This window comes from Kitasatospora sp. NPDC058190 (assembly GCF_042883685.1).
Lineage (GTDB): Bacteria > Actinomycetota > Actinomycetes > Streptomycetales > Streptomycetaceae > Kitasatospora.
Genome location: NZ_JBHVVI010000021.1, coordinates 45848 through 72821, shown reverse-complemented (window position 1 = coordinate 72821; position 26974 = coordinate 45848). Strand labels below are relative to the sequence as shown.

Below are 26974 nucleotides of genomic sequence, written 5' to 3'. Positions count from 1 at the left end.
TGTGTCGTGACGGGGGTTCTACGGGGCCGGCCGGGGCCGGCTCAGGGGATGCCGGCGGCCAGCGCCTCCAGCCGGGGCACCAGGGAGACCGGGGCTGGGCGGGCCGCGTTCTCCCGGCCGATCAGGTCTGCGGCCGCGGTCAGCCCGGGGTCGGTGACCAGCCGTCGGACGGCCTCGCGGAGGTCCTGCGGGGTGCTGCCCGGGCCGTCCAGCACCAGACCGGCACCCGCGGCGGCGATCCGGGCGCCGTTGCCGTACTGCTCGTCCGAGACCGCGATGGCGAGCTGCGGCACCCCGGCCGCCAGCGCGGTCATCGCCGATCCGGCGGCGCCGTTGTGGATCACCGCGTGGCATGAAGGCAGCAGCAGGTGCAGCGGGGTCTGCTCCAACAGTCGGACGTTGTCCGGTAGTCCGCCCAGCCGGGCGGCGTCCTCCGTGGTCACGGCGAGCAGTGCCTCCACGTCCGGGAGGCCGCGCAGGGCCTCGACCAGCCGGGGCACCAGGAAGGAGTCGGGGCCGTACACCTTGGTCACCGAGGTGCCCCAGACCACGCAGACCCGGCGCCGGTCGGTGGGCGGCAGCGGATCGCGGCGCAGCCGGTCCGGCAGCCGGCCGGGCCCGTTGTACGGGACGAAGCGGGTCGCCAGTCGGGCGGCCCTGGTCGGCGGCGCGAGGGTGTTCGGGGTCGGGTCGATCAGGTGGCGGACCTCGGCGCCGGTGCCGCGCAGCTCGAAGTGGGCGAAGTCGGCGTCGATCCGCTCGGGCCGGTAGTCCATCCGGTCCTCGGTCTCCGCGTCGGCGACCAGGCCCCACAGGTGGGCGACCGCGGGGACGCCGGCGTGATCGGCGACGATCCGTCCGTCCAGGCTGGCCAGGTCGTGCACCACCAGGTCCGGCTGCCAGCCGGTGGCCAGTTCCGCGAGCAGCCGCCCGCGGCGCTCCAGCCAGCGGGAGTTGAGCGCGGTGGCCCCTCGCAGGAAGCCGTCCAGGTCGAACTCGTCGAGGCTCGCCATCGGCTGCCCGGTCAGCGGGTGCACCGGCGGGAGCCCGGCGGCCCGGCTGAGGCCCTCGCGGGCCCGTAGGTGGTTGTTCATCCGCGCCTGCACCACGCCGGTGTTCTCCAGCAGCGGCAGCGGGACGAGCCCCGCCTGTTCGGCGGCCCGGGCCACCCCGGACGAACAGAGCACCCGTACCTGGTGCCCGGCGGCCTGCAGCGCCCAGCCGAGCGGCACCATCGGGTAAAGGTGCCCGGTCCAGTCCACCGTGGTGAACAGCACCCGCATTGGTCGGTTCCCCCTTCCGTCCTGATCGGGCCGCACCGGCCCGGGCCCAGCCTCGGGGTGGCGGCTCGAGCACCGCTGGAGGGGTAACTGCGGCTACCTCCAACCGGATTGCAGCAGCCTTCGAGGCGCGCTTCCTAGCGTCGGCCGCGGGTCCGGGCGTCCCCCGCGTGGGCCCGTCCGGGACGCATCACGAGGAGCTGTCACATGGAGATCATCGGACGGGGATTCATCGCTCAACACGTGGCCGCGATCGCCGACCGGCACCCCGGCGTCCGGCTGCTGGCCGCAGGCGTCTCTCGGACCACGACGGCCGGGGAGACGGACTTCCGGCGTGAGCGGGAGCTGCTGGAGGACGCGATCGACGCGGGCCGCCGGGACGGCCGGCAGGTGGTGTTCCTCTCCACCGCCTCCTCCGGGGTGTACGCCGCCGCGGGCTGTGCGGGGCGTGAGGACGAGGCCGTCCCGGCCACCCGCTACGCCCGGCACAAGCTGAGCCTGGAGCGGCTGCTGGCCGACTCCGGCGTGGACCACCTGGTGCTGCGGCTCTCCCACCTGGTCGGTGCGCACCAGCAGCCCTGGCAGCTGATCCCCTCGCTGGTCGCGCAGTTGCGCACCGGGCGGGTGCGGGTCTGGCGCGAGGCGCAGCGGGACCTGCTGGACGTCGACCACATGGTGTGGATCACCGACGCGCTGCTGACGGCGGGCGTGCGCGGCGAGGTGGTCAACGTGGCCTCGGGGCACCCGGTGCCGGTGGAGGCGATCATCGCGCACCTGGAGCGCCGGCTGGGGCTGACCGCCGAGCTGGAGTGGGTGGACCGGGCCGACCCCGGGGTGATCAGTGTGGCGAAGCTGCACCGGCTGGTCCCCGGGGTGCGCGGGCTCGGCTTCGGGCCGGACTACTTCCGCGCCGTGCTGGATACCCGGCTGGCGGCGGACCGCGCTGTGGTGAGCGGGAGTTGAGTGTCCTGGCGGGTCCGTTCAGCGCCGACCCGCGGCCGCCAGCCGGAGGGTCGGCAGCAGGGCCGCCGGGGTCGGCGCGTTGAGCATCTCCCGGCGCAGTCCGGCGGCCGCCGCGCGCGCGTCGGGGGTGAGCAGCCCGGCCAGGTGGTCGCCGAGCGACTCCGCAGTGGCGGTGGCCGCGTCGTCTCGGCGCACCGAGCGGTAGCCGGCGAACTGCTCGGTGGAGAACCGCTGTTCCGGCGAACCGGGCAGGATCAGCTGCGGCACCCCGGCGAAGGAGGCGTGCAGCAGCGTGCCGTTCCCGCCGTGGTGGACGACCGCTGACGCGCCGCGAAGCACCGCCGACAGGGGCGCGCCGGCCACCAGCCGCACGTGCCCGGGCAGGCCCGCGAACTGCTCCTCCTCGCCCGGCCGGACGACCAGCAGCAGCTCCGTGTCCAGACCGAGGGCCGCCCTCATCAACGGGGAGCGGGTGAACTCCGAGCCGCCCGCGAAGTGCTCCGAGCTGGTGGTGGTCCCGAAGGTCACCACCACCCGGGGCCGCTCGGGTGCCGCGTAAAGCCACTCGGGCACCTGCCCGTACGGGCTGTGCGGGACGTACCGGACGGCCGAGCGCCGAGGTCCGTGGACCGGCCAGGTGGCCGGCGGGGTCGGGTCCAGGGTCCACCAGTGCGGGTCGCCCGGGCGGTCCAGCCCGTACCGGGCGTAGAGCTCCCCGAAGGACTCCGGGAGGCGCTCGGTGAGGGTGGCGCCGCGACCGACGATGTCGACGCCCCACAGGTAGCGGACCGGGAGGGCGCCGACCACGACCGCGGCGACCGGCGCGGCGAAGCAGGCCGGGTCCCACACCACCACGTCCGGACGCCACCGCCGGGCGAGTGCCACCAGCTCGTCCAGCATGGCGGCGGCGACCTCGCAGTAGGCCGACTTCGGGTCGTAGCGCACCGCGCCGCCGCTGGTCCGGGCGCGGTCCAGCAGCTCCTGGTTGCGCCGGTCGAACTCGCCTGGCGGGCCGACCGGCACCACCGGCAGGCCGGAGCGGGCGGCGGTGGCGGCCAGCTCCGGCCCGGCCGCGACGCACACCTCGTGCCCGGCCGCCAGCGCGGCCCAGGCGAACGGCAGCATGGTGAAGTGGTGCGTGGGCACCGCCGAGGTGGCGAACAGCAGGCGCATGGTGGGGCTTCCCTTCGGTGGGGTGGCGGGCGTCAGGCCTGCGCCGCGGCGCGTACGGCGTCCACCAGCTCGGCCTGGCGCAGCAGGTCCTGGTCGGAGGCGGCCCAGGTGGCGGGCCGCTCCGGGCCGCCGGCCGCGGCGAGGTCGCGGGCGAACGCGGCGGCGATGTTGCGGAACTGGTGGTCCGCGGCGAGCTTCACGGTCTCGACGCCGTCCGGGCGCTCGATCCGGATGCCCCCCTCGTGGTCGGCCGGCGGGGTGAACGCCCAGTCCACCACCATCCGGCCGGTGCTGCCCCAGACCTCGTAGGCGTTGCGGTAGTGGTGCTCGAAGCCGAACGCGAGCTGGGCGGTGACCCCGTCGGGATTGGCGAGCAGCGCGACGCCGGCCACGTCGACGCCGTCGGGGCCGGCGGTGCGTAGGTGGGCGCCGACGACGCGCAGGTCGTCCCCGAGCAGCAGCCGGGCGGCGCGCACCGGGTAGACCCCGACGTCCAGCAGCGCGCCGCCGCCGAGTTCGGGGCGGTAGCGGACGTCCGCGGCCGGGAGCGGCGGGATGCCGAACACCGCGGTGACGGAGCGGAGTTCGCCGATCGCACCGTCGGCGAGCAGCCGGCGCACCTCGTCGTGCCGGTGGTGGTGGGTGAACATCAGGTTCTCCCGGAGCAGCAGGCCGCGCTCGCCGGCCAGGGCGACCAGCTCGCGGGTGTGCCCGGCCGAGCCGGTGAGCGGCTTCTCGGCCAGCACGTGCTTGCCGGCCCGCAGCGCCCGGGCGACCCACTCGTGGTGCAGGCCGGTCGGCAGCGGCACGTACACCGCGTCCACGTCCGGACGGTCCAGCAACCGCTGGTAGCCGTCGACGACGGGGACGCCGAAGCGCTCGGTGAACCGTTCGGCCGAGGCCGGATTCCGGCTCGCCACCGCGGTCAGTTCCAGGCCCGGCACCTCGGCGAAGGCGGGCAGGGTGCGCCGCCAGGCGATCGAGGCGGTGCCGAGCACGCCGATCCGCACCGTCATCGCCGCACCGCCCAGAGGCTGTGCAGCGAGGCGACCAGGCTGCGCGCCTGGACGTTGACGTAGTGGCTGTGCCGCAGCAGCTCGGTGAGCAGGCCGACCGGCACCCAGCGGAAGTCCGTGGACGCGGGCGGCTCGAAGGACTCGTCGACCTCGATCACCCGGTAGCGGTTCAGCGCGTGGTGGAAGCGCCCTCCCTCCTCGGAGAGCAGTGTGTCGTAGATGATCGACGCCGGGTCGGCGTCCACCGCCATGGCCAGCAGCGGCGGCCAGCTCTCCGGTGGCAGCCCGGTGTAGTTGGAGACCGTGGCCTGCACGGTCGGGGCCAGCTCGATGGTGTCGCGGTAGCCGGGCTCGACCCGGATGTGCAGTAGCGCCTGGAGCTCCCCGGCGACCCGTCGGACGTACATCGCGACCAGGCCGTCCTCGCACGGGGCGATCAGCGGCTGGGTCCAGGAGGCGACCTCGCGGCCGGTGGCGGCCACCGAGACGGCGATCACCCGGAAGTACCGGCCCTCGTCGTGGGCGATCTCGGTGGCGGTCCGGTGCCAGCCCCGGACGTCGTTCAGCGGCACCTGGTGTGCCTCCAGGAAGTACCGGGTCCGGGCCTCGGTGAACCAGCTGAGCAGTTCGGCGTGGCCGAGCGGGTTCGGCCCGGAGGGGTTCAGCGGGTCGGTGCCGGGCGGGGCGAACGGGACGCAGGACAGCACCGTGCGGGCGTCCATGTTGACCAGGTTGTCGTGCGAGAGCAGCTCGAAGAGCTGGTGGAAGGTCATCCAGCAGTAGTCGGGCCCGATCTCGATGTCGTGCTCGATCTCCACCACCATGTTGCGGTTGCGCTTGCCGTGGAACCACGCGCCCTGCTCGGACTGCAGGACGTCCACCAGGACGCGGCTGCCGGGCACCCGGTCGAGGAAGTACTCCAGGTAAGCGGTGGCCGAACCCCGGTGTGCCCGCGTGTAGTTGGAGCGGGTGGCCTGCACGGTCGGGGAGATCTGGAGGAGGTTGACGTTGCCCGGCTCCATCTTGGCGGACATCAGGCAGTGCAGGACCCCGTCGAACTCCTTGACCAGAATCCCGAGGATGCCGATCTCGGGTTGGTTGACGATGGGCTGCGACCACTCCGGGACGGGCCCGTAGTCGGTCTTCACCCGCAGGCCCTCGACGCTGAAGAACCGGCCGCTGGCGTGGGCAAGGTTCCCGGTCCCCGGCTGCGCGGTCCACTGGTCCAGCTCGGCGAAGGGTATCGGGGTGACGGCGAAGGTGTGCACGGCCATTCGGTCGGCGAGCCACGCGTGCACCTCCTCCGTCCGGTGCAGTCCGCGTCCGGCGGCGAGGGCCGAGGCGGTGAAGCGGGCGGTCGGGCTCCATGGTCCGGCCTCGGCGGGCGGCGGGGCCATACCTGCGATGGATGTCACGGGACGTCCTCCCTGGTGCGCGCCAGTGCACGCGGGCGATGGTGAGTCGATGCTGGGGCCGGGGAATCGAGGACCGGTCGAGTGCGGGCGGGTGGATCGGTCGGTCGCCGGCCCGGCCGGCCCGGTCGGTCATCCGCGGATGGCGAACCGCTCCAGTTCGCCGGCCAGCTCGGCCGGGGTGGGCTGCTCGGCGTTGCCTGCGGCGATCTCCCGGGCGCGGGCGGCGAAGCTGTCGTCGGCCAGCAGCTCCCGGCACCGGTCGAGGACGTTCTCGGTGCTCAACTCGTCCGGTTGGAGCGAGAGTCCGGCCTTGACCCCGACGATCCGGCGGGCGTTCTCGAACTGGTCGACCAGCTGCGGGGTGATCAGCTGCGGCAGCCCGGCCAGCGCCGTGGTCATGGTGGATCCGACCCCGCCGTGGTGCACCACGAGGTCGCAGTTGGGCAGCACCAGGCCCAGCGGGAACCAGCCGGCCGCCCGGACGCCGTCCGGCAGCGGCCGCCACATCCCGGTGAGGTCGTCGGCGACACCGACCACCACCTCGACACCGAGGGACGGCAGTGCCTCCGTCCACTCACGGAGCATGCCGCGGAAGTCCCGGCGGCCGTGTCGGGGCAGCACCCCGCCCAGCGTGACGAACACCCGAGGCCTGGCGCGTTCGGTGAACACCCAGTCGGGCGCGCTGCCGGTGCCGTTGTACGGCACGTACCGCATCGGCAGGCCCTCGGGCTCCGGGCCGGTGCGCAGCCCCGGCGGGCAGGTGTCGATCCGCAGGTCGGGGTCGGGCAGTGCGGGCAGGCCCAGCCGGGCCAGCTCGGGGGCCAGCTCCAGCTCCACGAACGGCCGGAACTCGGGCATGCCCATGATGCCCCAGCCGTGCTCGACCCACGGCACCCCGTGCCGGGCGGCCGCGAGCGGGCCGGCGAAGTCGTTCGGCTCGCAGATGACGAGGTCCGGCCGGAACGCCTCGACCAGATCGAGCGTGCGGTCCAGCAACAGGGCCGCCAGCCGGCCCCAGGCCCGCCCGCCGTGCTCCTTGCGGTCGCGCGGGTCGCGCGGTGGGGCGAGGGGCCGGCCCTCGCGGTCGTGCAGCATGAACCGGTCGAACTCCACCGGCGGGGCGAACCCGGCCGCGGACAGGCCGGTGCGGGCGATCGCGTCCGAGAACCCCTCGGGAGCGCTGACCAGCACCTCGTGGCCGAACGAGCGCAGCGCCCAGGCCAGCGGCACCATCGGGAAGTAGTGCCCTTCCAGGGCCGAAGTGGTCACCAGTACGCGCATTTCACGACTCCTCAGGACGGCGATGCGTCCTGCCTATCAGCGGCCCGCATGGCCTCGGCCCGAGCACTGCTGGAGAACGCGTGGAGGCTCGCTCTCGACTGTCTGACGCGCCCCTGACGGGCCTTCACCGGACGGCGGGGACTGGCTAGATTCGCCGGGAAGGCCCCTGGCCCAACGGCCGGGGGCGTGGTTGCGCCGGCCCGGTCCGGGTCGGGCCAGGGGGAAGGACGGACGCGGCCATGGGGCGTCTCACCGGCAAGGTCGCACTCATCTCGGGCGCCGCCCGCGGCCAGGGGGCCGCCGAGGCGCGCCTGTTCGTGCGCGAGGGGGCCAGGGTCGTGCTCGGTGACATCCGGCACGAGGAGGGCCGGGCGTTGGCCGAGGAGCTCGGCTCCGACGCCTGCTACGGCGAACTGGACGTCCGCGACGAGGACGCCTGGCGCGCGATCGTCACCCTGGCCCGGGAGACCTACGGTCGGCTCGACGTGCTGGTGAACAATGCCGGCATCGTCCGCCACCAGCCGTTGGAGCGCACCTCGGTGGCCGACTACCGCGAGGTGGTGGAGGTCAACCAGATCGGCGTCTTCCTCGGCATCAAGTCGGTGGTTCCGGCGATGAGGGCGGCTGGCGGCGGCTCGATCGTCAACACCGCCTCGATCGGCGGCCTTTCCGGGATGCCCGCGATGTCGGCGTACTGCGCCACCAAGTTCGCGGTGGTCGGGATGTCCCGCTCGGCCGCGATGGAGCTCGGCCCGTCCGGCATCCGGGTCAACTCGATCTGCCCGGGGCACATCGATACCCCGATGAACGACCTGCCCAGGCTCAACACCCAGTGGCTGACCCGTGGCCTGCCGCTGCGTCGCACCGGGACCGCCGACGAGGTCGCGGCGCTCGCGCTGTTCCTGGCCAGTGACGAGTCCGCGTACTGCACCGGCTCGGAGTTCGTGGCCGACGGCGGCCGGCTGGCCGGCACCCCGCTGGTCTGACCCGGCCCGGTGACACGAAGGGCCCGCCCAAGCGGGCGGGCCCTTCGTGTCACCGGCTCAGGCGGGGGTCCCTCGCCGGTAGCAGAGGCGGGCCAGCAGGACGAAGCCCGCGGTCCAGGCCAGCAGGACCACCACGTCACTCGGGTGGAAGTCGCCACCCAGCGCGATGTTCTGGCTGATGGAGGCCCAACGGTTGGTCGGCAGCACCTTCGCGACGTCCTTCAGCGCGTCGGGGAACTGGTCGACCGGGATCCAGAGCCCGCCGAGGGCGGACAGTCCCAGCACGGTGGACATCACGGTCGGCCCGGCCGACTGCGGCGAGCTGGCGTAGCCGAGCGAGAGCGCCAGGACGGCGAACGGCAGGCTGCCGATCCAGGTGAGCACGCCGATGCTCAGCCAGGTGCCGAAGCCGAGGTCCAGGTGCTGGGTGTACGAGCCGACCACGTAGACCAGCACGATCGAGGGCAGGCAGAGCACCAGCCCGCTGGCCATCTTGGCGAGCACCACGCCGCGCGCCCCCAGCGGGGTGGTACGCAGAAGGCCCGTCCAGCCGAGCGCCCGGTCGGCGGCGATGTTGCCGCCGTTGGTCACGGTGACCATGAGGGCCGCGTAGCAGGCCATGCCGATCATTGACAGGGTGTGCGCGCGGTCCGCCTCCGGGCCGGGGGGCTGGCCGCCCACCGTGCCGAACAGGAGGTAGAGCGCGACCGGCAGCAGGAGCGTCAGGACCAGGAAGCGCGGGTCGCGCTTGAGTCGCTGGAGCTCGAAGAGGAAGTAGTGCTTCACTGTCAGGCCTCCTGGTTCTCGGCGGCCGCGCTGGTGAGGGAGAGGAAGGCGTCCTCCAGGCTGCCGCCGGAGAGCTCCAGCTCGCGGACCGGGCCGCGGGTGGCGAGCAGCTCGTTGACGGTGGCGTCGGAGTCGGAGGTCCGCAGGTGGGCCCGTTCGCCGTGGATCTCGACGCTCAGCACGCCGGGCAGCCGGTCGAGGCCCTCCGAACTGTCCGTCCCGATCGAGAAGCTGACGGTCCGGGTGGTGAACCGGTGCTTGATCTCCTCGCCGGTGGAGTCGGCGGCGAGCTTGCCGTGGGTCATCACGACGATCCGGTCGGCCGCGGCGTCCGCCTCCTCCAGGTAGTGGGTGGAGAAGAGCACCGTGCGGCCGGTGGCGGCGAAGCGCCGGACGCCCCGCCAGAACAGCTGCCGGGCGTCGACGTCGAGGCCGACCGTGGGCTCGTCCATGACCAGCAGCTTCGGGTCGCCGGCCAGGGCGAAGGCGAACCGGACCCGCTGCACCTGGCCGCCCGACAAGTTGTTGACCTTGCGGTCGAGCAGGTCGGTGAGGTCGGCCGTTTCGGCCAGCAGGTCCAGCGGCAGCGGCTTGCGGTACAGGTTGCGGGCGAGGTTCAGCACCTCCCTGACCTTGGCGCTGTTCGGGTAGGCGCCCTGCTGGAGCATCGCCCCGATCAGCCCCTTGGATACCGCCTCGGCGGGCTCGTGGCCGTACACGCGGATCGAGCCGGAGTCGGGGGTGAGTAGCCCGAGCAGGGTGTTCACGGTGGTGGACTTCCCGGACCCGTTCGGCCCGAGCAGGGCGACGGTGGATCCGTGGGCGAGTTCGAGGTCCAGCCCGTCCACCGCCCGGACGTTCCCGTAGCTCTTGTGGAGTGCGGTGATGGTCACCGCCGCCTCGGTCTGTTGTGTCGGCATGTCAATCACCGTAGGTTTCCGGGCAGGCCGGGTAGTAGGGGTATCAGCCATCGATCGGCCGGGACAAATGTCCCGGCCCCGGTCGCCGGGATCAGGACTCCTGGCTCGGGTAGAAGTAGCTGAGCGGGGTCCGCTTCACCCAGGCCGGGACGGTGCCTTCGGCGTTCACGCCCTTCTGGACGAAGGCCAGGTTGTGGTAGCAGTGCAGGCCCACCACGTGCTGGTCGGTGTACGACGGCCGGTGGCCGCGCGGTTGGTTGGCCTCCTGGTGCTCCAGCCCGTCCAGCAGCTCCTTGAGCAGCCCGATGCTGGTGCCGGTGCCCGCCTGGGTGCCGCTGGTGCCGCCGTACTGCGGCCAGTACGAGGTTTGGATGTCCTCGATCGCGTACCAGCCGCCGGGGCGCACGTACGGGAACAGCACCTGGAAGGAGGCCAGGATGTGCGCGTTCACGTGGCTGCCGTCGTCGATCACGATGTCGAACGGACCGTGCTCCTCGGCGAATCGGCGCAGGTACTCGGCGTCGTCCTGGCTGCCGACGTGGGTGCGGATCCGCGGCTCGTCCGAGCCGGACTTGTCGTAGATGTCCAGGCCGTGGACGATCGCGCGCGGGAAGTAGCCGCGCCACATCCGCAACGAGCCCCCGCCGGCGGCCGGGTCGGAGTAGCCGCCGATGCCGATCTCCAGGATCCGCAGGGGCTCGTGCCGCAGCGGGCCGAAGTGCTGGTCGTAGTGCTGGGTGTACCAGTGCCAGACACCCCACTTGTCGCTGCCGTAGCGCAGCGCGAGGTCCCCGAGGTCGCGGTCGCGTCCGGCCATCGCGGCGTTCACGGTCTGGGCGGCCAGCGCGACCGGGTTGGGGCGGTCGGCCCGGCGCAGCGCCGTGGAGCCGATCCCGAACTCGCTCGGCTTCTCGCTGCTCTCCTCGGCCGCCTCGGCGCGGACGGTGACCGTCCGGGTGGCGATGCCATCGAAGGACGCCGGCCCGTAGACGCTGCGGGCGAGCGGGAGCGCCTCGGTCTCGATCACGGCGTGGCCCTTGGCGGCGTCGCCGCTCTCGTGGTGGGCGCCCCGGGCGGAGACGGTGATCAGGAACTCCGCGGCCTGCTCGCCGTGGACCACCCGCACACCGACCGGGATCTCCCGGTCCAGCGGCAGCAGGTCGCACCGGCCGGCCGTCTCCGCCACCAGGACCTCGGCGAAGGCGGCGAGCCCGTGCTCGTCGATCAGGCGGAGCAGATCCCCCTCCCGCGCCGTCGCGGCGAGGATCAGCGACTCCACGGGGAATGCGGTCGGTTCGGTGGTCATGCGCGCCTCTCCAGGTGTGGGCTCGGGGACACGGACAGCGTTTCGGGCTGTCTTCGGGTCCCGGTTGAGGCCTGCTGGAGATCCGGCGAAGTGACGTGCGGGGTCGTGTCGGGGTGCGACCGGTCGGCGTCCCATAGCCCGTCCGACCTAGGGCCTGTGTGATGTCGTGATCAATATTGCGGTTTCGTGCTTACCCGGAAGCGGGATCCGGTAGGACGTTGTGTGTGACGCGTAGGCAACTCACCGACGAGCAGTGGACGTTCATCGAGCCGTACTTGCCGATCGGCGAGTACGGCCCGTATCCCCAGCGGCTGCGGGATCAGTTCGAGGGAGTGATCTGGCGGTTCCGCTCCGGCGCCCAGTGGCGGGAGATGCCCTCCGAGTTCGGTCCCTGGCCGACCGTCTACGGTCGCTTTCGGGTCTGGAGGGACGCCGGCGTCTTCGAAGCCCTGCTGGAGGGGCTGATCGCGGAGGCCGCGAAGCGGGGTGAGGTGGACCTGTCCCTGGTCAGCGTGGACTCCGCCACCGTGCGAGCCCACCACGACGCCGCCGGGATGCACCTCGACTCCGACACCATGAACGCCCTGGAGAAAGCCGCCGACGAGGCGGACAAGGCCCGACAAAAGGGGGAGGCCCGGAAGGACAAGACGGGCGGGACACCCCAGAGGACCCGGAGCGGGAGGAACGACGACGAATCCGGCGCCGGCGCAAGCTCCGGCTGAAGGCCGCCCTGCTCGGCCGCTCCAGAGGCGGACAGACCAGCAAGATCCACGTCGCCGGCGAGCGCAAGTGCCGCCCGCTGGCGCTCGTCCTGACCGAGGGACAGGCCGCCGAGAGCCCGCAGTTCATCCCCGTGCTGAAGAAGGTACGGGTCCGGGTGCCGGTCGGCCGTCCTCGCACCCGGCCCGACGCGGTCGCCGGGGACAAGGCCTACTCGTCCCGTGGCAACCGCGCCCACCTGCGCAAACGCCGCATCAAGGCGGTCATCCCCGAGAAGAAGGACCAGGCCGCCAACCGGAAGAAGAAGGGCAGCAAGGGTGGCAGGCCCGTCAGCCACGACGCCGAGCTCTACAAGGAACGGAACACCGTCGAACGCCTGATCAACAAGCTGAAGGCCTGGCGAGGCATCGCCACCCGGTTCGACAAGACCCCCGAGAGCTACCTCGCCGGCCTCCACCTCCGCGCCTCAATGATCTGGATCGATGCCCTCCTGCCGACCACTCGTTGATCACAACATCACACAGGCCCTAGGAGTGCGCGCCGCCGTGCCGGGTCGGCACGACGGCGCGCAGGAGGACGGGCGGCCGATCCTTCAGCCCGCTGCCGGACGGGTGGCGGGTGGGCGGCCGGCGGGTGTCTCGGCCTCGCCCGGGCGGACCAGGAAGGGAGCGAGCAGCTCGGGGCTCAGCCCGCGTACCACCGCTATGGCCTGCCGATCCGTCAGGTCCTGGGCGGACAGCTTCTGACGGCCCGCCGCGGTGGTCGCGGTGGGAGTGACCAGCCCGGCCCGGCGCTGGAAGAACGAGCGGCGCAGGTTCCATCCGATGACGCCCGCACCGTCCAGCGCGTACCGGCGGCGCACCAGCGAGCCGCGCCGGACCACCAGGGTTCGCCCGACCACGGTGTGGCCCAGGGCGCGGACCCGGTCCGCCGCGAGCAGCACCGGGAGCGGCAGCAGTACCAGCGGCAGCGGCTGGGCCCACTCCGGGGCGAGCCACAGCCCGAGCGCGGACAGCACCGTCCAGCCGGCCAGTGCCCGGGAGTACCGGCGTCGTCGGGCCGCCCGGGCCGGGCGCTCCAGCGGCGCGCTCGCCGCGGACGGCTCGGAGAGCAGCGCCCGGGCGGCGGCCAGCACCTCGGCCAGCGGGGCCGGGGGCACCAGCAGCGAGCCGCCGCGTTCCGCGCCCCGGCCGACCCGCAGACCGGTGGTGATACCGATGCACCGGGCGCCGCCGGCCAGCCGCAGCAGCAGCGGTTCACTGATCTCGACACCCCGCAGCCGGGTCTCGTCGATCGCTGTGACCCGGCGGCTGACCAGTCCCCGGGAGACCTGGAGCACCCCCGCCGGCGTCCGGACCAGTCGGAACCGCCAGAACACGAGCAGGTGGCCGATCGTGGACAGCGCTGCGACCGTCAGCAGGCAGGCCGCCGTCAGCACCGCGACCCTGGCCGGCACCGCGAGCCCGTCGAGGGCGTCGACCACGGCGGAGACCGCCCCCAGACGGCGCGGGTCGATCCGCGAATCGGCGAACGTGCGCAACACCACGGTCAGCAGCACGCCGGCGGTCAGCGCCCCGGACAGGCCGTAGGGGCCCATCCGCAGCCAGCCCGGCCGCCAGTCGGCCAGCACCTCGCCCTCGGGCTCGGCGGGCCGCGCCACGTCGGTCGGCGCGCCCTCGGGCCCGGCGGGCGCCGGGGTACGGCCGAGCAGTTCGTCACGCAACCCGGCCGCGGCGGCGTGTGAGAGCGAGTCCAGGCGCAGCCCCTCGCCCTTGCGGTCGGACTGTCCGGTGCCGATGGTGATCCTGGTCAGCCCGAGCAGCCGGTGCACCGGAGGGGCACTGAGGTCCACCGAGCGCACCCGGTCGCGCGGGACGCTCACCACACTGCGGCGCAGCACCCCGCGCCGGACCATGATCTGACGTGGCGTCATCGCGTATCCGGTGGTGATCCAGCGCAGGACGCCGAACAGCAGCACCAGGGCGGTCGCCCCGAACGCCCACAGTGGCCGGTGCTCGCCCTTCCCGCCGAGGAAGACCACCATGAACAGTCCCGGCAGCGCGCGGATCAGCTCCTGCACCGGGTGGATGATCAGCATCCGGCGGTCGAGCCGGTGCCAGTGCTCGGGGGCGACCGCCGCGGTCGGCCGGGTGGTCTCCTCGGTCACGTCGCGTCGTCCTCGCTGCGCTGCGCCGCCTCGGTCAGCGAGTCGACCAGGCGCTGGGCCTCGGCCCGGTCCAGGCCGTCGATGCGCAGCGGTCCGGCCGCCGACGCCGTGGTGACGGTGACGTTGGCCAGGTCGAACAGCGCCTCCAGCGGGCCCCGGTGGGAGTCCACGGTCTGGATCCGGGACAGCGGCGCGATCCGCTGCTCCTGGCTGAACCAGCCGTACTGGAGGTACATCGCCTCGGGCGTGGCCTCCCAGCGGTGCACCCGGTACCGCCAGCGCGGCATCACCGCGAGGTGCGCCGCCGCCAGCACCGCGACGGCCGCCAGGGCCCAGCCGGGCACCGGCCCGGCCAGCGTCGCGGCCGTCGCGCCGGCCAACGGCGGCAGCCAGGCCAGGGCCGCCTTGGCCGTCCAGTAGCGGACGGCCCGTGGGCTGACCAGGTGGCGCGGCGGTCGCAGCACCGGCTCGGCGTGCGTGGGGATCATCGGGTCTCCTCGGTCCGCCGGTGCCGGGCAGCCGGACGCACCGGCATCGAATCAGGCGTGCTTCAGGGCGAACTCACGGACGGAATCCGTGACGTAGTCCAGCATTTCAGAGGTGAGCCCCGGGTACACCCCGACCCAGAAGGTGTGCTCGGTGATGATGTCGCTGTTGCGCAGGTCGCCGACGACGCGGAACTCCCGGTCCCGGTAGGCCGGGTGACGGGTCAGGTTGCCGCCGAACAGCTGGCGGGTGCCGATCCTGCGGGACTCCAGAAAGTCCACCAGGCCGGACTTGGTGAACGGCGCCTCGGGGTCGACGGTGATGACGAAGCCGAACCAGCTCGGGTCGGAGCCCGGGGTGGGCTCGGGCAGCAGCAGGCCCGGGACGCCGTCCAGGGCGGTGCGCAGGTGCTGCCAGTTGCGCCGGCGCGCCGCGCTGAACGCGGGCAGCTTGCGCAGCTGGCTGAGCCCGAGCGCCGCCTGCAGGTCGGTTGACTTCAGGTTGTAACCGACGTGCGAGAACGTGTACTTGTGGTCGTAGCCCTTGGGCAGCGTGCCCAGCTGGTACTGGAAGCGCTTCAGGCAGCGGTTGTCCTCGCCGGGCTCGCACCAGCAGTCCCGGCCCCAGTCGCGGAACGACTCGACGATCCGGGCGAGCGGCAGGTTGTTGGTCAGGACGCAGCCGCCCTCGCCCATGGTGAGGTGGTGCGCCGGATAGAAGCTGACCGTCGACAGGTCGCCGAAGCTGCCGCAGGGCTTGCCCTGGTACAGCGAGCCGACCGCGTCGCAGTTGTCCTCGATGAGGAACAGGTCGCGTTCCTTGGCCAGTTCGGCGACCTCGGCCACCGGGAACGGGTTGCCCAGCGAGTGGGCGATCATGATCGCCCGCGTCTTGGGGCCGACGGCTGCCTCGATCTGTGCCAACGAGGCGTTGTAGGTGCCGAGTTCGACGTCCACGAAGACCGGGACGAGCTGGTTCTGCAGGATCGGGTTGACGGTTGTCGGGAAGCCCGCGGCGACGGTGATCACCTCGTCTCCGGGCTTCAGCCGCATGTCGTCCAGCTGCGGCGAGGTCAGTGCGCTGAGGGCCAGCAGGTTGGCGGACGAGCCGGAGTTGGTGAGGTGTGCCTTGCGCATGCCCAGGGTGCGGGCGAAGGCCGACTCGAAGCGGCGCGAGTGCACCCCGGCGGCGATCCGCATGTCCAGGGCGGCCTCGACGAGCGCGACCCGGTCGTCCTCGTCCAGCACTGCACCCGAGGACAGGACCGGGGTCACGCCGGGGACGAACTCCTGATCCTGCGAGCGCTCGTGGTGGTACTTGCGCACTTCCTCGAGCAGCAGGTCCTTCGATCGGTCGGTCATGCCTGCCTCCATCAAGTGGGAAGTTCCTCGGGCGGGTCGGCGACATCGCGGTACCGCACCGCTCAGAGCGTGCTGTCCGGACCTTGAGAAACCATTGAGTGTGGGCCGAAAGCGACGGACTGCCAGAGGTCGGCGAGCGACGCGGTGACGGTCCGGCGCGGGCGCCAGCCGAGCAGCCGCGCGGCGAGCGAGACGTCGAGCTGCTGCCAGTTCATCGAGCGGCTGCGGGTCTCCTCCTGCTCGCCCCGCTCCACCACCCGGGTCGGTACCCCGCTGATCCGCACCAGTTCGGCGACCAGCTCCCGGACTCCGGTGGACTCGCCGCTGCCGATATTGACGACCCGGCCGACGGCCTCGGCGGCACCGGCCGCGCACAGCACCGCCGCGCCGACGTCCCGGGCGTCGACGAAGTCCCGTCTGGCGATCAGCGGGCTGAGCTCCAGGACAGCCTCCGTGTCGCCGAGCCGCGCCTGCGCGAGGGCGGCCGCCACCAGGCCGGGCAGGCTTCCGGTGGGCGCCCCGGGGCCCAGCACATTGGAGATGCGCAGCACCACCGCCGGGACGTCGCGGGCTGCCAGTACCGTCCGGGTGCCCCGGAGCTTGGTCCGGCCGTACGGGGTCTCCGGGGCCTCCGGGCGGTCCTCCGCGATCGGCTCCCCGGCCGGGGTCGGCCCGTACTCGTGCACCGAGCCGAGCTGGACCAGCCGCGGCGGGGCAGGCCGGGCGGCCGCGGTCGTGACCAGGGCGGTCACCAGCTCGGCGTTGTCCCGGGCCATCCGGTCGGGGTCGGGCTGCCAGACCGTGCCGGCCGCGTTGACCACCAGGTCCGGCCGCTCCCGGTCGAGCAGCGTGCCGAGCGCGGCGACGGTGGGCTCGGTCAGGACCCGGTAGCCGGTGTCCGGCGGCGGCGCGACCGCCCCGGCCGGCCGGCGGCCCACCGCGAGGGTGCGGTAGCCGTCCCCGGCGAGGGCGGCGCAGACGTGCCGTCCGACGAAGCCCGTCCCGCCCAGGACGAGCGCGGTGCGGGCGCTCACCGGGCGGCGCCCAGGTCGAGCAGCTGCGGCACCAGCTCGGCGGGCGTCGGCCGGGCCAGCGCCTCCTCCCGCAGGGCCTGCGCCCGTTCCCGGTGCACCGGCTCGGCCAGCAGCCGGCCCAGCCGGTCGGCGACCGCCGCCGGGTCGGCGGCGAAGCCGTCCAGCTGGAAACCGGCCCCGGCGGCGGTCAGCCGGGAGCTGTTCATCCGCTGCTCGGCGGAGAACGGCAGGGCGAGCTGGGGCACCCCGGCCGTCATCGCGGTCATCCCGGTACCGCCGCTGCCGTAGTGGACGACGGCGTCGCAGGTCGGCAGCAGCAGCTTCAGCGGGCACCAGCGGTCGAGGACCCGCACCCGCGGGTGGTCGGCCACCAGACCGGCCCGGTCGGCGTCGGCTGCGGTGATCACCACCTCGGCGTCCAGGCCGGCCAGGGCGCGCAGCAGGCCCGGCACCAGGAACGCGCGGCTGCCGTAGATCCCCGACACCGAAGTGCCCCAGGCGATCAGCACCCGCGGCCGGCCGCCGTCCGGCCGCGACCCGGCCCAGTCCGGTGCGCCGCCGGGCCCGTTGTACGGCACGTAGCGGACCGGCAGGGTGGGCCGCAGGGTACGGGACGCGGCGCTCGGCGGGCACGGGTCCAGCACCACATCGATCAGCCCGGTGGCCATCGGCGGCAGTCCGTACCGGGGGAAGGAGTCGCTGTGGTCCTCCAGCACGATGTCCAGGCCCGGCTCCGTCTCGTCGGTGCCGACCAGGCCGAAGAGGTTGCAGACCACCGGGACGCCCAGCAGCCGCCCGGCCAGCACGCCCTCGACGTTCTGCGGCTCGGTCACCACCAGGTCGGGCCGCCAGGCCCGGGCGAACTCCGCGGTCCGGTCGCAACTCTCGCGCATGGACCGTAGGTTGGCGTCGCGGTGGACGGCGCGGTAGGCGGCGAATTCGAACTCCTCCAGCCGGTCCATCGGCTCCGCGGTGACGGGGTGGAGCAGCTCACCGGGCTCGATCGGCCGCTGCCGAGCGGCGAACTCCCAGTACCGGGCCAGCCGGGTCTTGAACGCGGGGTCGGGGCCGCCGAGCAGCGGCACCGGGACCAGCCCCGACTGCCGGACCACCGGCACCAGGGAGGGCGCGCACGCCACCCGGACCTCGTGCCCGGCGGACTGCAGGGCCCACCCGAGCGGCACCATCGGGAAGAAGTGCGTCGGCCACTCCGACGTCGTGAACAGTACGCGCATGGCTGCCGAGCCTTCCGACGGGCCCTGGAGTCCCGGTCCAGCGCGGGTCGAGGTCGTCCGTCGAGCCGGGCCCCACCGAGGCTCCAGCGGGACTGCACCGGCCCTGGTGAAGGTGGCGCCCGAATCGGAGCGAGGCCGGCAGGCAGGAGGCGGTGGGGCGTGAACGGGAATCGCGGGCCCGGAGGACCGGGCGGCGAGGGACTGAGCCGCGAGCGGCTCTTCGGCATGATGGCCGGATTCAAGGCCACCGCCGCGCTGCGGGCCGCCATCGACCTGCGGATCTTCGACGAACTCGACGGCAAGGCCCTGGACGCCGCGAGCGTCGCCGCACGGCTGCACGCCGACCCGCGCGGCATCCGGCTGATGCTGCGCGCGCTCACCGGGCTCGGGCTGCTGGACGCGCAGGAGGACGGCGGGTACGCGCTCGCGCCGGGGACGGCGGAGCTACTGGTCACCACCTCTCCCGGGTACTGCGGCGGCATCGTCAAGGTGGCGGCCGGGGACATGGAGTGGCGGGCGCTCGGAGATCTCGCCGGCACCGTCCGTACCGGCGGACCGGTGCGCGGCGCCGATGCACTGGCGCCCGGCTTCCCGTTCTGGGTCGACTTCGCCCAGCACACCACGTTCGTTACCGAGCGGGTCGCGGACCTCGTCGCCGAGGAGCTCGCCGGCTTCGCCGCCGACCGCCCCGGGCTGCGCGTCCTGGATGTCGGCTGCGGGCACGGTGCCACCGGCTTCGAGCTGGCCGTCCGGCATCCGGGGGCCCACGTGTGGGCGCAGGATTGGCCCGAGGTGCTGGCGGCCGCCAGTGAGCACGCCGAGCGCCGCGGTGTCGCCGACCGGGTGTCCTACCTGCCGGGGGACGCCTTCACGGCGCCACTCGGCGGCCCGTACGACGTCGTGGTGGTGGCCAACCTCCTGTTCCACTTCGACCGGGCGCAGGCCGCGCGGCTGCTGGAACGGCTCACCGGGGTGCTCGCCCCGGGCGGACGGCTGGTGGTCGCCGGTTTCGCCCCGCAGGACGGCCAGGAACGGGACCAGGTCCAGGCGCACCTGCTCGGCCTGCTACTGCTCTCCACCACCCCGGGCGGCGAGCCCTACTCGCCGGACGACTACCGCGAACTGCTCACCTCGGCCGGTCTCTTGGACGTCGAGCTGCACACCCGCCCCGGGCTGCTCCCGGTCGCCCTGACCGCCAGGCGGCCCTGACGGCCCGTGCCGCGTCGCATTGCCTGCCGCTCCGTGCCGCCTGGCGGGCCTCGGCCCGCCTGGCGGCTTCGCGGTTCCCGGACGGGGCGGCTCCCGGCTCAGAGCCAGCCGTTCTCCATCGCCGCCCGGGCCGCCTCGTAGCGGTTGGCCGTACTGGTCTTCTGGATCGCCGAGGACAGGTAGTTGCGCACCGTCTTCTCGGAGAGGTGCACTCGGGCCGAGATGGCGGCCACCGGGGCGCCCTGAGCGGCGGCCAGCAGGACGCCGCGTTCGCGCTCGGTCAGCGGGTTGGGCCGGGCCCGCATCGCCGAGGCGGCCAGCTCCGGGTCGATCACGGTCTCGCCGGCGTGCACCCGGCGGATCGCCTCGGCGAGCTCGTCCACCGGACGGTCCTTGCCGACGAACCCGCTGGCGCCCGCCTCCATCGCACGCTGGAGGTAGCCGGGACGCCCGTAGATCGTCACGATGACGGTCCGGCACTCGGGCCGGGCCCGCCGCAGTTCGGCGGCCGCGTCCAGGCCGCTGCGGCCGGGCAGTTCGATGTCGAGCAGTGCGACGTCCGCCCGGCTCTCCACCGCGGTGCGCACGATCTCGGTGCCGTCGCCGACCTGCCCGACGACCTCCAGGTCGGGTTCGAGGTCCAGCAGCCGGGCGATGGCGTTGCGGACCATCACCTGGTCCTCCGCCAGCAGGACGCGGATCACGACGCCTCCTGACCGACGCCGGCCAGAGGCAGGACGACCCGCAGCCGGAACCCGCCGGCCGGGCCCGGTCCCGCGCTGAGCCGCCCGCCGAGCAGGGTGATCCGCTCGGAGAGCCCGGCCAGGCCGCTTCCGCCGGCGCGCTGGGGCGTGCGGACCGGCCCGGTCCCGTCGTCCCTGATCTCCAGCTCCGCCGCGCCGTCCACCAGCCCGACCGTGATGTCGCAATGGTCCGCCTTGCTGTGCCGCACGATGTTGGTCACGCCCTCTCTGATCACCCAGCTGAACGCGGACTCCACCGCGCTCGGCAGCGGGTTGGCCTCCGACCGGATCCGTACGGTGATGCCGGCGTCCGTCAGGCAGCTCCGGGCGCCGTCGATCGCCGCCGACAGGGCGTGCTCTCGGTAGCCCGTGACAGCCTGCCGGACCTCCTCGATGGCCTCCCGGCCGATCCGCTCGATTTCCTCCGCCTCGCTCAGCACGGCGGCGCTGCGCGGGTCCCGCGGCTCGGGAACGCGGCTCTCCACCCGCCGGATGTACTCGGCCTTGAGCACGATGTTCAGCAGCGTGTGCCCGAGCAGGTCGTGCAGGTCGCGGGCGATCCGCAGCCGCTCCTCGACCACCGCCTGCCCGGCCAGCCGCAGCCGGGTCGAGCGTAGGTCGGCGATGAGCGTCAGCATCCTGCGGTAGGTGGCCACCGCCAGGCCCGCGGCCAGGGTCATCACGATGGCGGGGGTGGCTTCCGAGGGCTCCACCTGCCGGGCCACGACTGCGGCGAGCAGCACCGGCGCCGCGACCGAGGCGAACAGCAGCCGCTCCGGGACGGAGAGGCTCACGGCCGCGGCCAGGTACGGCATCGAGACGATCCACTTGTCGCCGAGTTCCAGTGGCAGAGCCGTGGCGCCCGCCGCGAGGAATCCGCACACCCAGCACCGCAGCGTCCGGCTCAGCCGGTCGGTGTGGAAGGACCAGGTCACCAGCGTGTGCGCGGCGCCGAAGCCGAGCAGGCCCAGCACGGCCACCAGGTCCTGGCCCCGCGACGGGTACGAGCTGATCGGCGGCGCCATCCCGATCAGCGGGACGAGCCAGCCCAGCGAGCCCAGCAGCAGGCCCCACCGACTGCGCGGCCCGCCCGGGTCGGGCCCGAACACGCCCAGCAGACCGGTGCCCGGCACGGCCAGGACCGGTTCGTCACCGGTCGTCCGCCACCCCATGGAAGTCCCCTCCTGCGTTCATCCCCGCTCCGCCCGTCGGCCCCGGTGCGGGTCCGCCGGAGCCCTCCGCGATCTTCGAACCGCTCTGGACCCACATTCGAGGTGCCCGCCATAGCGTGCACTTGCCCGACGGTGAACGTCCGCCGCCCAGGGGCGTGGGCTGGAAGACAAGGAGCTGTCTGATGGAGATTATCGGCCGGGGATTCATCGCCCGTAACCTGGAGCCGCTCGCCACCTCCCATCCCGATGCGCTGATCCTGGCCGCCGGTGTGTCCAGCACCGCGGGCACCTCGGTGGTGGAATTCCGGCGCGAGGCGGAGCTGTTGGAGTCGGCGCTCGCCAAGGCCATCGTCGACGGCCGCCGGCTGGTCTTCTTCTCGACGGCGTCCTCGGGCGTCTACGGCGCACTGGGTTGCGGCGGCCGCGAGGACGAGCCGGTGGTTCCGAGCACACCCTACGCGGCGCACAAGCTCCGGCTGGAGGAGACCGTCCGCCGGTCCGGAGCGGACCACCTGATCCTGCGGCTGAGCCACCTGGTGGGCGAACACCAGCGCGGCCACCAGCTGATCCCCGCGCTGGTGGCGCAGATCCGCGCCGGTGTCGTCCAGGTGCGCAGCGGTGCCAGCCGCGACCTGCTGGACGTGGCCGACATGGTGCGGATCCTCGACGTGCTGCTGGCGGCGGGGGTGAGCCGCCAGGTGGTGAACGTGGCGTCCGGCCATCCGGTGCCGATCGAGGCGATCCTCGACCACCTCGAACTCGCGCTGGGCCTGCGCGCCACCCGCGAGGTCACCGAGTCCACCCCCGGCAACGGCTACGTCAGCACCGAGCGGCTGTCCCGACTTCTGCCCGACATATCCGAGTTGGGGTTTGGTCCGGACTACTACCGGCGCGTCATCGATGCCCGGCTGCTGGCCGGCCTGGTCGAGCGCGAGGCCCAGTAGCCCACCCGGTGTCCGGCGCCCGCAGCCGTCGGGGTCGCGCTGTCCGGTGCCCCCCGACGGCTGCGGGCTCTGGTCAGGCCGCGCCCAGCGCCAGCAGCGAGTCGGGCGAGCTCTGCCACTCGTCGAGCGACGGGTCGGATCCGAGGATCGCCTGGTGCAGGCGGTACATCCGGGCGGACGGCTCCAGCCCGATCTCCTCGATCATCAGGGCGCGGAACTGACGGAACGTCTCCAGCGCGTGCGCGCACCGGCCGGACCGGTAGAGCGCGAGCATGAACTGGGCGCGGATGTTCTCGCTGAACCGGTGCTCGACGGTCAGTGCGGCGAGCTCACTGAGCAGCATCTGGTGATGACCGAGCCGCAACTCGGCCTCGATGCACAGCTCCTGGACGTGCAGCCGGGACTCCTCCAGACGGATCGCGTGGGCCTGGAGCGGGCGGCCCTGCTCGACGTCGACCAGGCTGGTGCCGCGCCACATCCCGAGGGCCTGCCGGAACAGCATGGCCGCCTGGGAGCTGTCGTCGACCCGCAGCGCGGCGTGCCCGTGGTGGACCAGTTGCTCGTAGCGGTACTGGTCGAGTGCCTCGGCCGGCCCGCTCAGCATGTAGCCACCGGACATCGTGACCAGGATCCGCTTCGCGCTCTCCGGGTCGTTCGGCCGGGCGTTCGCTATCAGCTTCCGCAGCTGCAGGATGTAGGTCTGCATCGTGGTGGAGGCGCTGACCGGCGCCTCCTCGTCCCAGACCTCCTGCATGAGCTGGGAGATCGGTGTGATGCTGTTCATCCTGGCCGCGAGCAGGGCCAGGACCTTGCGAGGCTTCGTGGCGGATGGCACCACGGAGACCCCGTCGATCGCGGCTTCCAGCGGGCCAAGAATGTTGATCTGCATTTAGTTCAACCCCTCCCCGGTCAAATGATTGCAAAAAATTGCAGCATTTAGAGGTATCGCCGCACCGGTCCTGCTGGACCGTGGCGTGTGCAGTTTTCCTGCTTGGCAACGGTCGGTCGGGATTGTTGAATCCGATACGGACTGCCGCAGTGCAGTCCAGTCCTCCGCCCAGAGTGCAAGGAGGGCGTGAAAGCATGCCCCCCGTGGGGCCCGAATTTGTTCGCGGGCCGCCAAGCCATTGATGAGTCTATCAGTCAGGGTGTGCTCAAGCTGCTTTCCTGTTGACATCTGAGCTTTTTTTGAGGAATGTAAAATGACGCGGTCATGACAATACTTTTTCTAGCAACTACCGATCGGATTGTTCCCCTGCCGGTCGGAGTGATCTCACTGTGGTTGCACTGCTCTGACCTGCTGATTTATCTGATCCCGGCTGAGCTGTGCCGATTTCCATCAGGGGTATCGAGGGGTGCCGCAGGTGAATTCACGGCCTGGCCAGCCGGTTGTCCTGGGCATATTTCCGAAAGAATCTCCGGGTAGGCTCCGGTGCTCGCCGACCGTCGAACGGTGGTCGATGGCGCGGGAGGTGGATGGGAGATAATCCGTGCGGTTAACGCCGTTAGCCGGTGGCGCCTGCAAGTGCTGCGCTATCGGTGCGGCCGGAGAACTTATCTTGGATAAGTCATCTAATCCCTGTGGGGTCAGTGGTGTCAAGGTGAAAAGTGGGTAAGACCCGGTGCTGCTCCGGACCTTTGCGTACGCCCTTCAGGTAGGCGGCCGCGGATGCCCGGAATATCCCGGATGAGTGCCTCCGGTGACCGGACCGGCGACGGGAGAAACCGCAGGTCGACGGCCCGGTACGGTCCGATTCGGCGGCCTCACGACACAGGTGGAGCGGCCTTCACCCCACCGCGGTCCGGGCGCCCGCGGCAGGTCCGGTCCGCCTCCCCGCCCTCCTGTCACACCCGTCCCTCGCGCTGCGTCCCGCATCCCTCGGACGCACCGACGGGTAGAACACCAGCCAGTGTGCTACGGGGCTGTGACAGGACATGCGAGTCCTGCCGGACCATCGCTACCCTGGCCTCGATCCTGCCGCGGATCCGGCCCCCGGAAGACGACCCTCGGGTCCACTAGGGTCGATGACATGCGTCTGAGCACAGTGATCCTCCCCATCCACCGATGGAGCGAGGGTCAGAAGATCTGGCAGCGGGCCGAAGAACTCGGCTTCCACGCCGCGTACACCTATGACCACCTGTCCTGGCGGTCGTTCCGGGACGAGCCCTGGTTTGGCTCCGTCCCCACCCTGACGGCAGCCGCCTGCGCCACCGAGCGCCTGCGCCTCGGCACGCTCGTCACCTCGGTCAAGCCTCGTTCACCCATCACAGCCTGACCTGCGACGACGCGACGGCCGGTACGGCGCGCATGGCTCCACCTGACCTCGGTTCACTCGAACGAATTGAAATCGAGGGCCGAACGGTGGACGTTTTCCTCTCCCGGCCCCTCGTGCCCTGAAGGACTGGGAGCCTCGGTGCGGTCGTACACGACGGGAATGGAGCGCGCTCATGAAGCCCCGGGCATTGCTGCGTCGACTGTTCATCGGGGCGAGCACCCTTGTCCTCCTGAACCCGACCCTTGCCGCAGCCGCGCAGGGCGAGGATTCCAGAGACCCTTCGCCCTACTGCCGGCCTGTCGTCAACAAGCCCCTTCCGACATCTCCGAAGAGCTTCGGCAACGACACGTGGGGGTTCACGGCCAGTGTCCAGGCCAGTTTGAGCTGCAATGGACCGATCTACGCCGGAAGCATCACTGCGGTGCTGCACTACTCCACGTCGCCGGCCGCCATCGGCGCAGCAGCATCAGGCGCGCAGGCCGGAAGCGGCACCAGCTGCGGTGGCGGGTCGTGCACGGACACCGCCTACTACAGCAGAACCCTTGAGTGTCACCGGGTCTATGAGTTCGACGACCACGGTCAGGTCACCGGGTTCTGGCAGCGAACCAGCAGCAGTCCCAGGGAGACCATCAGCATCCTGGGCGAGCACAGCACGGGTAACGCCTACAACGGCGTCGTCGAGTGTCTCCGGTGACCCTCGCGCATCCGCCAGTCGACGAACTCGGCACGTTGCTGGAGGCGGATGTCCTGCTGGCACGTAGCGCGAGGGGAGCCGTGCTGCTCACCGGACTTCGGGTATACAGCACGGGCCTTCGGGTCGGTCTTGCCTTCCTTCGCCGTGACGTGGAGGCCGAGGACTGGTCGCAGACCGCTACGGGTGCCACTGATGGCGGGCCCCGAATCGGTCTTGCGCACGGCTCCGAGGCGGCCGTCATGACAGCCCCCATCGAGCCCCAGCTGGCAACACCCCCGCTGTGGACACCGGTTCACGCGGGAGGAGGAGACCGCCGCTACGACGTCGAACTCTGGACCGCCCCTTTGCCGGAGCGTGAGTTGCACGTGCACTGTCGCTGGCCCGACCACGACATCCAGCAAACGTCCAATCGGTTTGCCTGCCCGCGCGTCACCCGTCGTGGCGTCTGGGACGAGAACTGATGAGAGGACCCGCCGTTTCGGAGCCGACCGAGGAGCCCGAGCAGGCGCAGCGCATCGGGGACACCGATCTCGCGGACGTCATCCAATCCGGAGGCGAGCGGTTCCGGCCGGTTGTGCTGTCCTTCTCGCAGCACCGGGTGATCTTCCGCATCGCCGTCTGCGCCGTCTTCACCCTGGCTCTGCTCGCGGCTCCCGTGGTGACGGTCTCCGGAGGCCAGGAACGCGGGCACTTCACGTACGAGGGGATCGACACGCGTCTGCACGGGTGACGGGCGGCCCGTAAGGTCGCAGGCCTGCGACTCAGTACCGTGATCCTGCCCATCCACCGGTGGAGCGAGGGGCAGAAGATCTGGCGGCGGGCCGAGGACCTCGGCTTCCACGCCGCCTACACCTACGACCACCTGTCGTGGCGCAGCTTCCGGGACGAGCCCTGGTTCGGCTCGATCCCCACGCTGACGGCCGCGGCCACCGCCACCGAGCGGCTCCGCCTCGGCACGCTCGTAACTTCGGTCAAGCCCCGTTCACCCATCGCGACCTGACCTGCGAGAACACACTGCGGACGGGCCCCGCTCCGCTCGGCGGCGCGGGCGGAGCGGGGCTGCCGTTCAGGAGGAGAGGCGGTTCAGTGCTGCGGTGGTGATGCCTTCGACGTAGGTCGGGGCGTCGGTGGGCTGGCCGGTGAGCTCGACGATGGCGACCCTGGTGCCGCTGCGCAGGACCGCGGTCCCGCCGCTGACGGTGCCGTCGCCGTTGTAGGCCGGGTACCAGCGGGCGGTGCCGCCGGTGACGGTCAGGGTGTGGGCCGCGCCGTAGTGCCAGTGGCCGGCGGGCTCGTCCTGGCAGTCCTGAACGAGTGCGACGAGCTGCTTCTCCCAGGTGTCGGCCGTGGTCGCGGTGGGGGCGCTCGCGGCCGACTCGATCAGCATGCCGTGGGTGTCGAAGGTCCAGTTCACGGACGCGTACGCGGTGGCCTGGCCCTTGGTCAGGTCGCGCATCGTCTCCTCGCCGGAGCACGCGGACAGCCCCTGGCGTCCGGTCAGCGCGACGGTGGCGCCGACCGGGTTCATGCCCTTCTTGAAGTCCTCGCTCTGGACGAGGTCGGCGGAGCCGAGTCCGGGCGCGGCGACCGCGGCCGCAGCCGGGCGCGCGGTGTTGTGCGCGGCCGCGTCGGCGGTGGCCGACTGGGTGCCGACGACGCTGACGGTGATCAGTGAGGCGGCGAAGCAGGCCGCGGCGGCGAGCCGGTTGCGGCGAACGGACTTCTGCTGGACGGTCTGGTTCTGGGTCATCTGGTCCCCCTGTTGGTCGGGACGCCTGCTGCGTCCTCGTACAACCGGGGAGATGCC

The 26974-nt window shown here is 72.2% G+C and carries 24 protein-coding genes and 3 pseudogenes; 10 read left to right on the top strand and 17 right to left on the bottom strand.

What is annotated here, in order from left to right; genetic code table 11:
• Nucleotides 1–41: 41 nt before the first annotated feature.
• Nucleotides 42–1283, bottom strand: a complete 1242-nt coding sequence (locus ACFVWU_RS13140; protein WP_387619083.1) for a nucleotide disphospho-sugar-binding domain-containing protein — start codon at nt 1281–1283, stop codon at nt 42–44.
• A 204-nt stretch (nt 1284–1487) separates the two neighbouring features.
• Here ACFVWU_RS13140 and ACFVWU_RS13135 point away from each other — a divergent pair, with 204 nt between their 5' ends.
• On the top strand, nt 1488–2243 hold the full coding sequence (locus tag ACFVWU_RS13135; RefSeq protein WP_387619080.1) for an NAD-dependent epimerase/dehydratase family protein: 756 nt from the start codon (nt 1488–1490) through the stop codon (nt 2241–2243).
• Between the two features lie 18 nt (nt 2244–2261).
• On the opposite strand, the gene ACFVWU_RS13130 is transcribed toward ACFVWU_RS13135, so the two are convergent.
• The 4 genes from ACFVWU_RS13130 to ACFVWU_RS13115 all read right to left on the bottom strand — a co-directional run bounded on the left by ACFVWU_RS13130 (nt 2262) and on the right by ACFVWU_RS13115 (nt 7128).
• The gene (locus ACFVWU_RS13130) at nt 2262–3416 is read right to left on the bottom strand and encodes a nucleotide disphospho-sugar-binding domain-containing protein (RefSeq protein WP_387619077.1); all 1155 of its coding nucleotides are present in this window, start codon (nt 3414–3416) and stop codon (nt 2262–2264) included.
• A gap of 32 nt (nt 3417–3448) precedes the next feature.
• Nucleotides 3449–4432, bottom strand: coding sequence for a Gfo/Idh/MocA family protein (locus tag ACFVWU_RS13125; RefSeq protein ID WP_387619074.1), 984 nt, complete (start codon nt 4430–4432; stop codon nt 3449–3451).
• Complete coding sequence (locus tag ACFVWU_RS13120) at nt 4429–5847, bottom strand: NDP-hexose 2,3-dehydratase family protein (protein WP_387619072.1); 1419 nt, start codon at nt 5845–5847, stop codon at nt 4429–4431. Before ACFVWU_RS13120 ends, ACFVWU_RS13125 begins: the two co-directional genes overlap by 4 nt.
• Nucleotides 5848–5976: 129 nt before the next feature.
• Complete coding sequence (locus ACFVWU_RS13115) at nt 5977–7128, bottom strand: nucleotide disphospho-sugar-binding domain-containing protein (protein WP_387619070.1); 1152 nt, start codon at nt 7126–7128, stop codon at nt 5977–5979.
• Between the two features lie 239 nt (nt 7129–7367).
• Between ACFVWU_RS13115 and ACFVWU_RS13110 the strand changes: the two genes are divergently transcribed.
• A complete protein-coding gene (locus ACFVWU_RS13110; RefSeq protein ID WP_387619067.1) occupies nt 7368–8114 on the top strand; it encodes an SDR family NAD(P)-dependent oxidoreductase in 747 nt (248 codons plus the stop codon).
• A gap of 57 nt (nt 8115–8171) precedes the next feature.
• On the opposite strand, the gene ACFVWU_RS13105 is transcribed toward ACFVWU_RS13110, so the two are convergent.
• The 3 genes from ACFVWU_RS13105 to ACFVWU_RS13095 form a co-directional block, all read right to left on the bottom strand.
• Nucleotides 8172–8900 (bottom strand): ABC transporter permease, encoded by a 729-nt coding sequence (locus ACFVWU_RS13105; RefSeq protein ID WP_387619064.1) that lies wholly within the window; start codon nt 8898–8900, stop codon nt 8172–8174.
• A 2-nt stretch (nt 8901–8902) separates the two neighbouring features.
• Nucleotides 8903–9820: an ABC transporter ATP-binding protein gene (locus ACFVWU_RS13100; RefSeq protein WP_387619061.1), complete on the bottom strand. Its 918-nt coding sequence runs from the start codon at nt 9818–9820 to the stop codon at nt 8903–8905.
• Nucleotides 9821–9911: 91 nt separating this feature from the next.
• Nucleotides 9912–11126 carry a hypothetical protein gene (locus ACFVWU_RS13095; RefSeq protein WP_387619058.1) on the bottom strand — a complete coding sequence of 405 codons (1215 nt, stop codon included), beginning with the start codon at nt 11124–11126 and terminating at the stop codon, nt 9912–9914.
• A 224-nt stretch (nt 11127–11350) separates the two neighbouring features.
• On the opposite strand from ACFVWU_RS13095, the pseudogene ACFVWU_RS13090 reads away from it, so the two are divergent.
• Nucleotides 11351–12354: pseudogene (locus ACFVWU_RS13090) on the top strand (IS5 family transposase).
• An 84-nt stretch (nt 12355–12438) separates the two neighbouring features.
• On the opposite strand, the gene ACFVWU_RS13085 reads toward ACFVWU_RS13090, so the two are convergent.
• The 5 genes from ACFVWU_RS13085 to ACFVWU_RS13065 form a co-directional block, all read right to left on the bottom strand.
• Nucleotides 12439–14013, bottom strand: coding sequence for a PH domain-containing protein (locus ACFVWU_RS13085; RefSeq protein WP_387619055.1), 1575 nt, complete (start codon nt 14011–14013; stop codon nt 12439–12441).
• Nucleotides 14010–14501 carry a PH domain-containing protein gene (locus ACFVWU_RS13080; protein ID WP_387619053.1) on the bottom strand — a complete coding sequence of 164 codons (492 nt, stop codon included), beginning with the start codon at nt 14499–14501 and terminating at the stop codon, nt 14010–14012. Before ACFVWU_RS13080 ends, ACFVWU_RS13085 begins: the two co-directional genes overlap by 4 nt.
• Nucleotides 14502–14552: 51 nt before the next feature.
• Nucleotides 14553–15860, bottom strand: a complete 1308-nt coding sequence (rfbH, locus tag ACFVWU_RS13075) for a lipopolysaccharide biosynthesis protein RfbH (protein ID WP_387619050.1) — start codon at nt 15858–15860, stop codon at nt 14553–14555.
• A 62-nt stretch (nt 15861–15922) separates the two neighbouring features.
• Nucleotides 15923–16894 carry an NAD-dependent epimerase/dehydratase family protein gene (locus tag ACFVWU_RS13070; RefSeq protein ID WP_387619048.1) on the bottom strand — a complete coding sequence of 324 codons (972 nt, stop codon included), beginning with the start codon at nt 16892–16894 and terminating at the stop codon, nt 15923–15925.
• Nucleotides 16891–18129: a nucleotide disphospho-sugar-binding domain-containing protein gene (locus ACFVWU_RS13065; RefSeq protein ID WP_387619045.1), complete on the bottom strand. Its 1239-nt coding sequence runs from the start codon at nt 18127–18129 to the stop codon at nt 16891–16893. Before ACFVWU_RS13065 ends, ACFVWU_RS13070 begins: the two co-directional genes overlap by 4 nt.
• A 159-nt stretch (nt 18130–18288) precedes the next feature.
• Between ACFVWU_RS13065 and ACFVWU_RS13060 the strand changes: the two genes are divergently transcribed.
• Entirely contained in the window at nt 18289–19338 is a 1050-nt protein-coding gene (locus ACFVWU_RS13060; RefSeq protein WP_387619042.1) for a methyltransferase, read from the top strand.
• Between the two features lie 98 nt (nt 19339–19436).
• On the opposite strand, the gene ACFVWU_RS13055 is transcribed toward ACFVWU_RS13060, so the two are convergent.
• Nucleotides 19437–20042: a response regulator gene (locus ACFVWU_RS13055; protein ID WP_387619040.1), complete on the bottom strand. Its 606-nt coding sequence runs from the start codon at nt 20040–20042 to the stop codon at nt 19437–19439.
• Nucleotides 20039–21253 (bottom strand): sensor histidine kinase, encoded by a 1215-nt coding sequence (locus ACFVWU_RS13050; RefSeq protein ID WP_387619037.1) that lies wholly within the window; start codon nt 21251–21253, stop codon nt 20039–20041. Before ACFVWU_RS13050 ends, ACFVWU_RS13055 begins: the two co-directional genes overlap by 4 nt.
• A 182-nt stretch (nt 21254–21435) precedes the next feature.
• Between ACFVWU_RS13050 and ACFVWU_RS13045 the strand changes: the two genes are divergently transcribed.
• A complete protein-coding gene (locus ACFVWU_RS13045; RefSeq protein WP_387619035.1) occupies nt 21436–22197 on the top strand; it encodes an NAD-dependent epimerase/dehydratase family protein in 762 nt (253 codons plus the stop codon).
• Between the two features lie 73 nt (nt 22198–22270).
• On the opposite strand, the gene ACFVWU_RS13040 is transcribed toward ACFVWU_RS13045, so the two are convergent.
• The gene (locus ACFVWU_RS13040) at nt 22271–23086 is read right to left on the bottom strand and encodes a BTAD domain-containing putative transcriptional regulator (protein ID WP_387619033.1); all 816 of its coding nucleotides are present in this window, start codon (nt 23084–23086) and stop codon (nt 22271–22273) included.
• Nucleotides 23087–24227: 1141 nt separating this feature from the next.
• Between ACFVWU_RS13040 and ACFVWU_RS13035 the strand changes: the two are divergent.
• The 5 genes and pseudogenes from ACFVWU_RS13035 to ACFVWU_RS13015 form a co-directional block, all read left to right on the top strand.
• Nucleotides 24228–24467, top strand: a pseudogene (locus tag ACFVWU_RS13035) (LLM class flavin-dependent oxidoreductase); the annotation flags it as partial.
• Nucleotides 24468–24645: 178 nt separating this feature from the next.
• Complete coding sequence (locus tag ACFVWU_RS13030; protein WP_387619030.1) at nt 24646–25167, top strand: hypothetical protein; 522 nt, start codon at nt 24646–24648, stop codon at nt 25165–25167.
• Entirely contained in the window at nt 25164–25628 is a 465-nt protein-coding gene (locus ACFVWU_RS13025) for a hypothetical protein (RefSeq protein WP_387619028.1), read from the top strand. Before ACFVWU_RS13030 ends, ACFVWU_RS13025 begins: the two co-directional genes overlap by 4 nt.
• Nucleotides 25628–25897: a hypothetical protein gene (locus tag ACFVWU_RS13020; protein WP_387619025.1), complete on the top strand. Its 270-nt coding sequence runs from the start codon at nt 25628–25630 to the stop codon at nt 25895–25897. Before ACFVWU_RS13025 ends, ACFVWU_RS13020 begins: the two co-directional genes overlap by 1 nt.
• A gap of 24 nt (nt 25898–25921) precedes the next feature.
• A pseudogene (locus ACFVWU_RS13015) lies at nt 25922–26158 on the top strand (LLM class flavin-dependent oxidoreductase); the annotation flags it as partial.
• A gap of 75 nt (nt 26159–26233) precedes the next feature.
• On the opposite strand, the gene ACFVWU_RS13010 reads toward ACFVWU_RS13015, so the two are convergent.
• Nucleotides 26234–26917 carry a hypothetical protein gene (locus ACFVWU_RS13010; protein ID WP_387619022.1) on the bottom strand — a complete coding sequence of 228 codons (684 nt, stop codon included), beginning with the start codon at nt 26915–26917 and terminating at the stop codon, nt 26234–26236.
• Nucleotides 26918–26974: the final 57 nt, after the last annotated feature.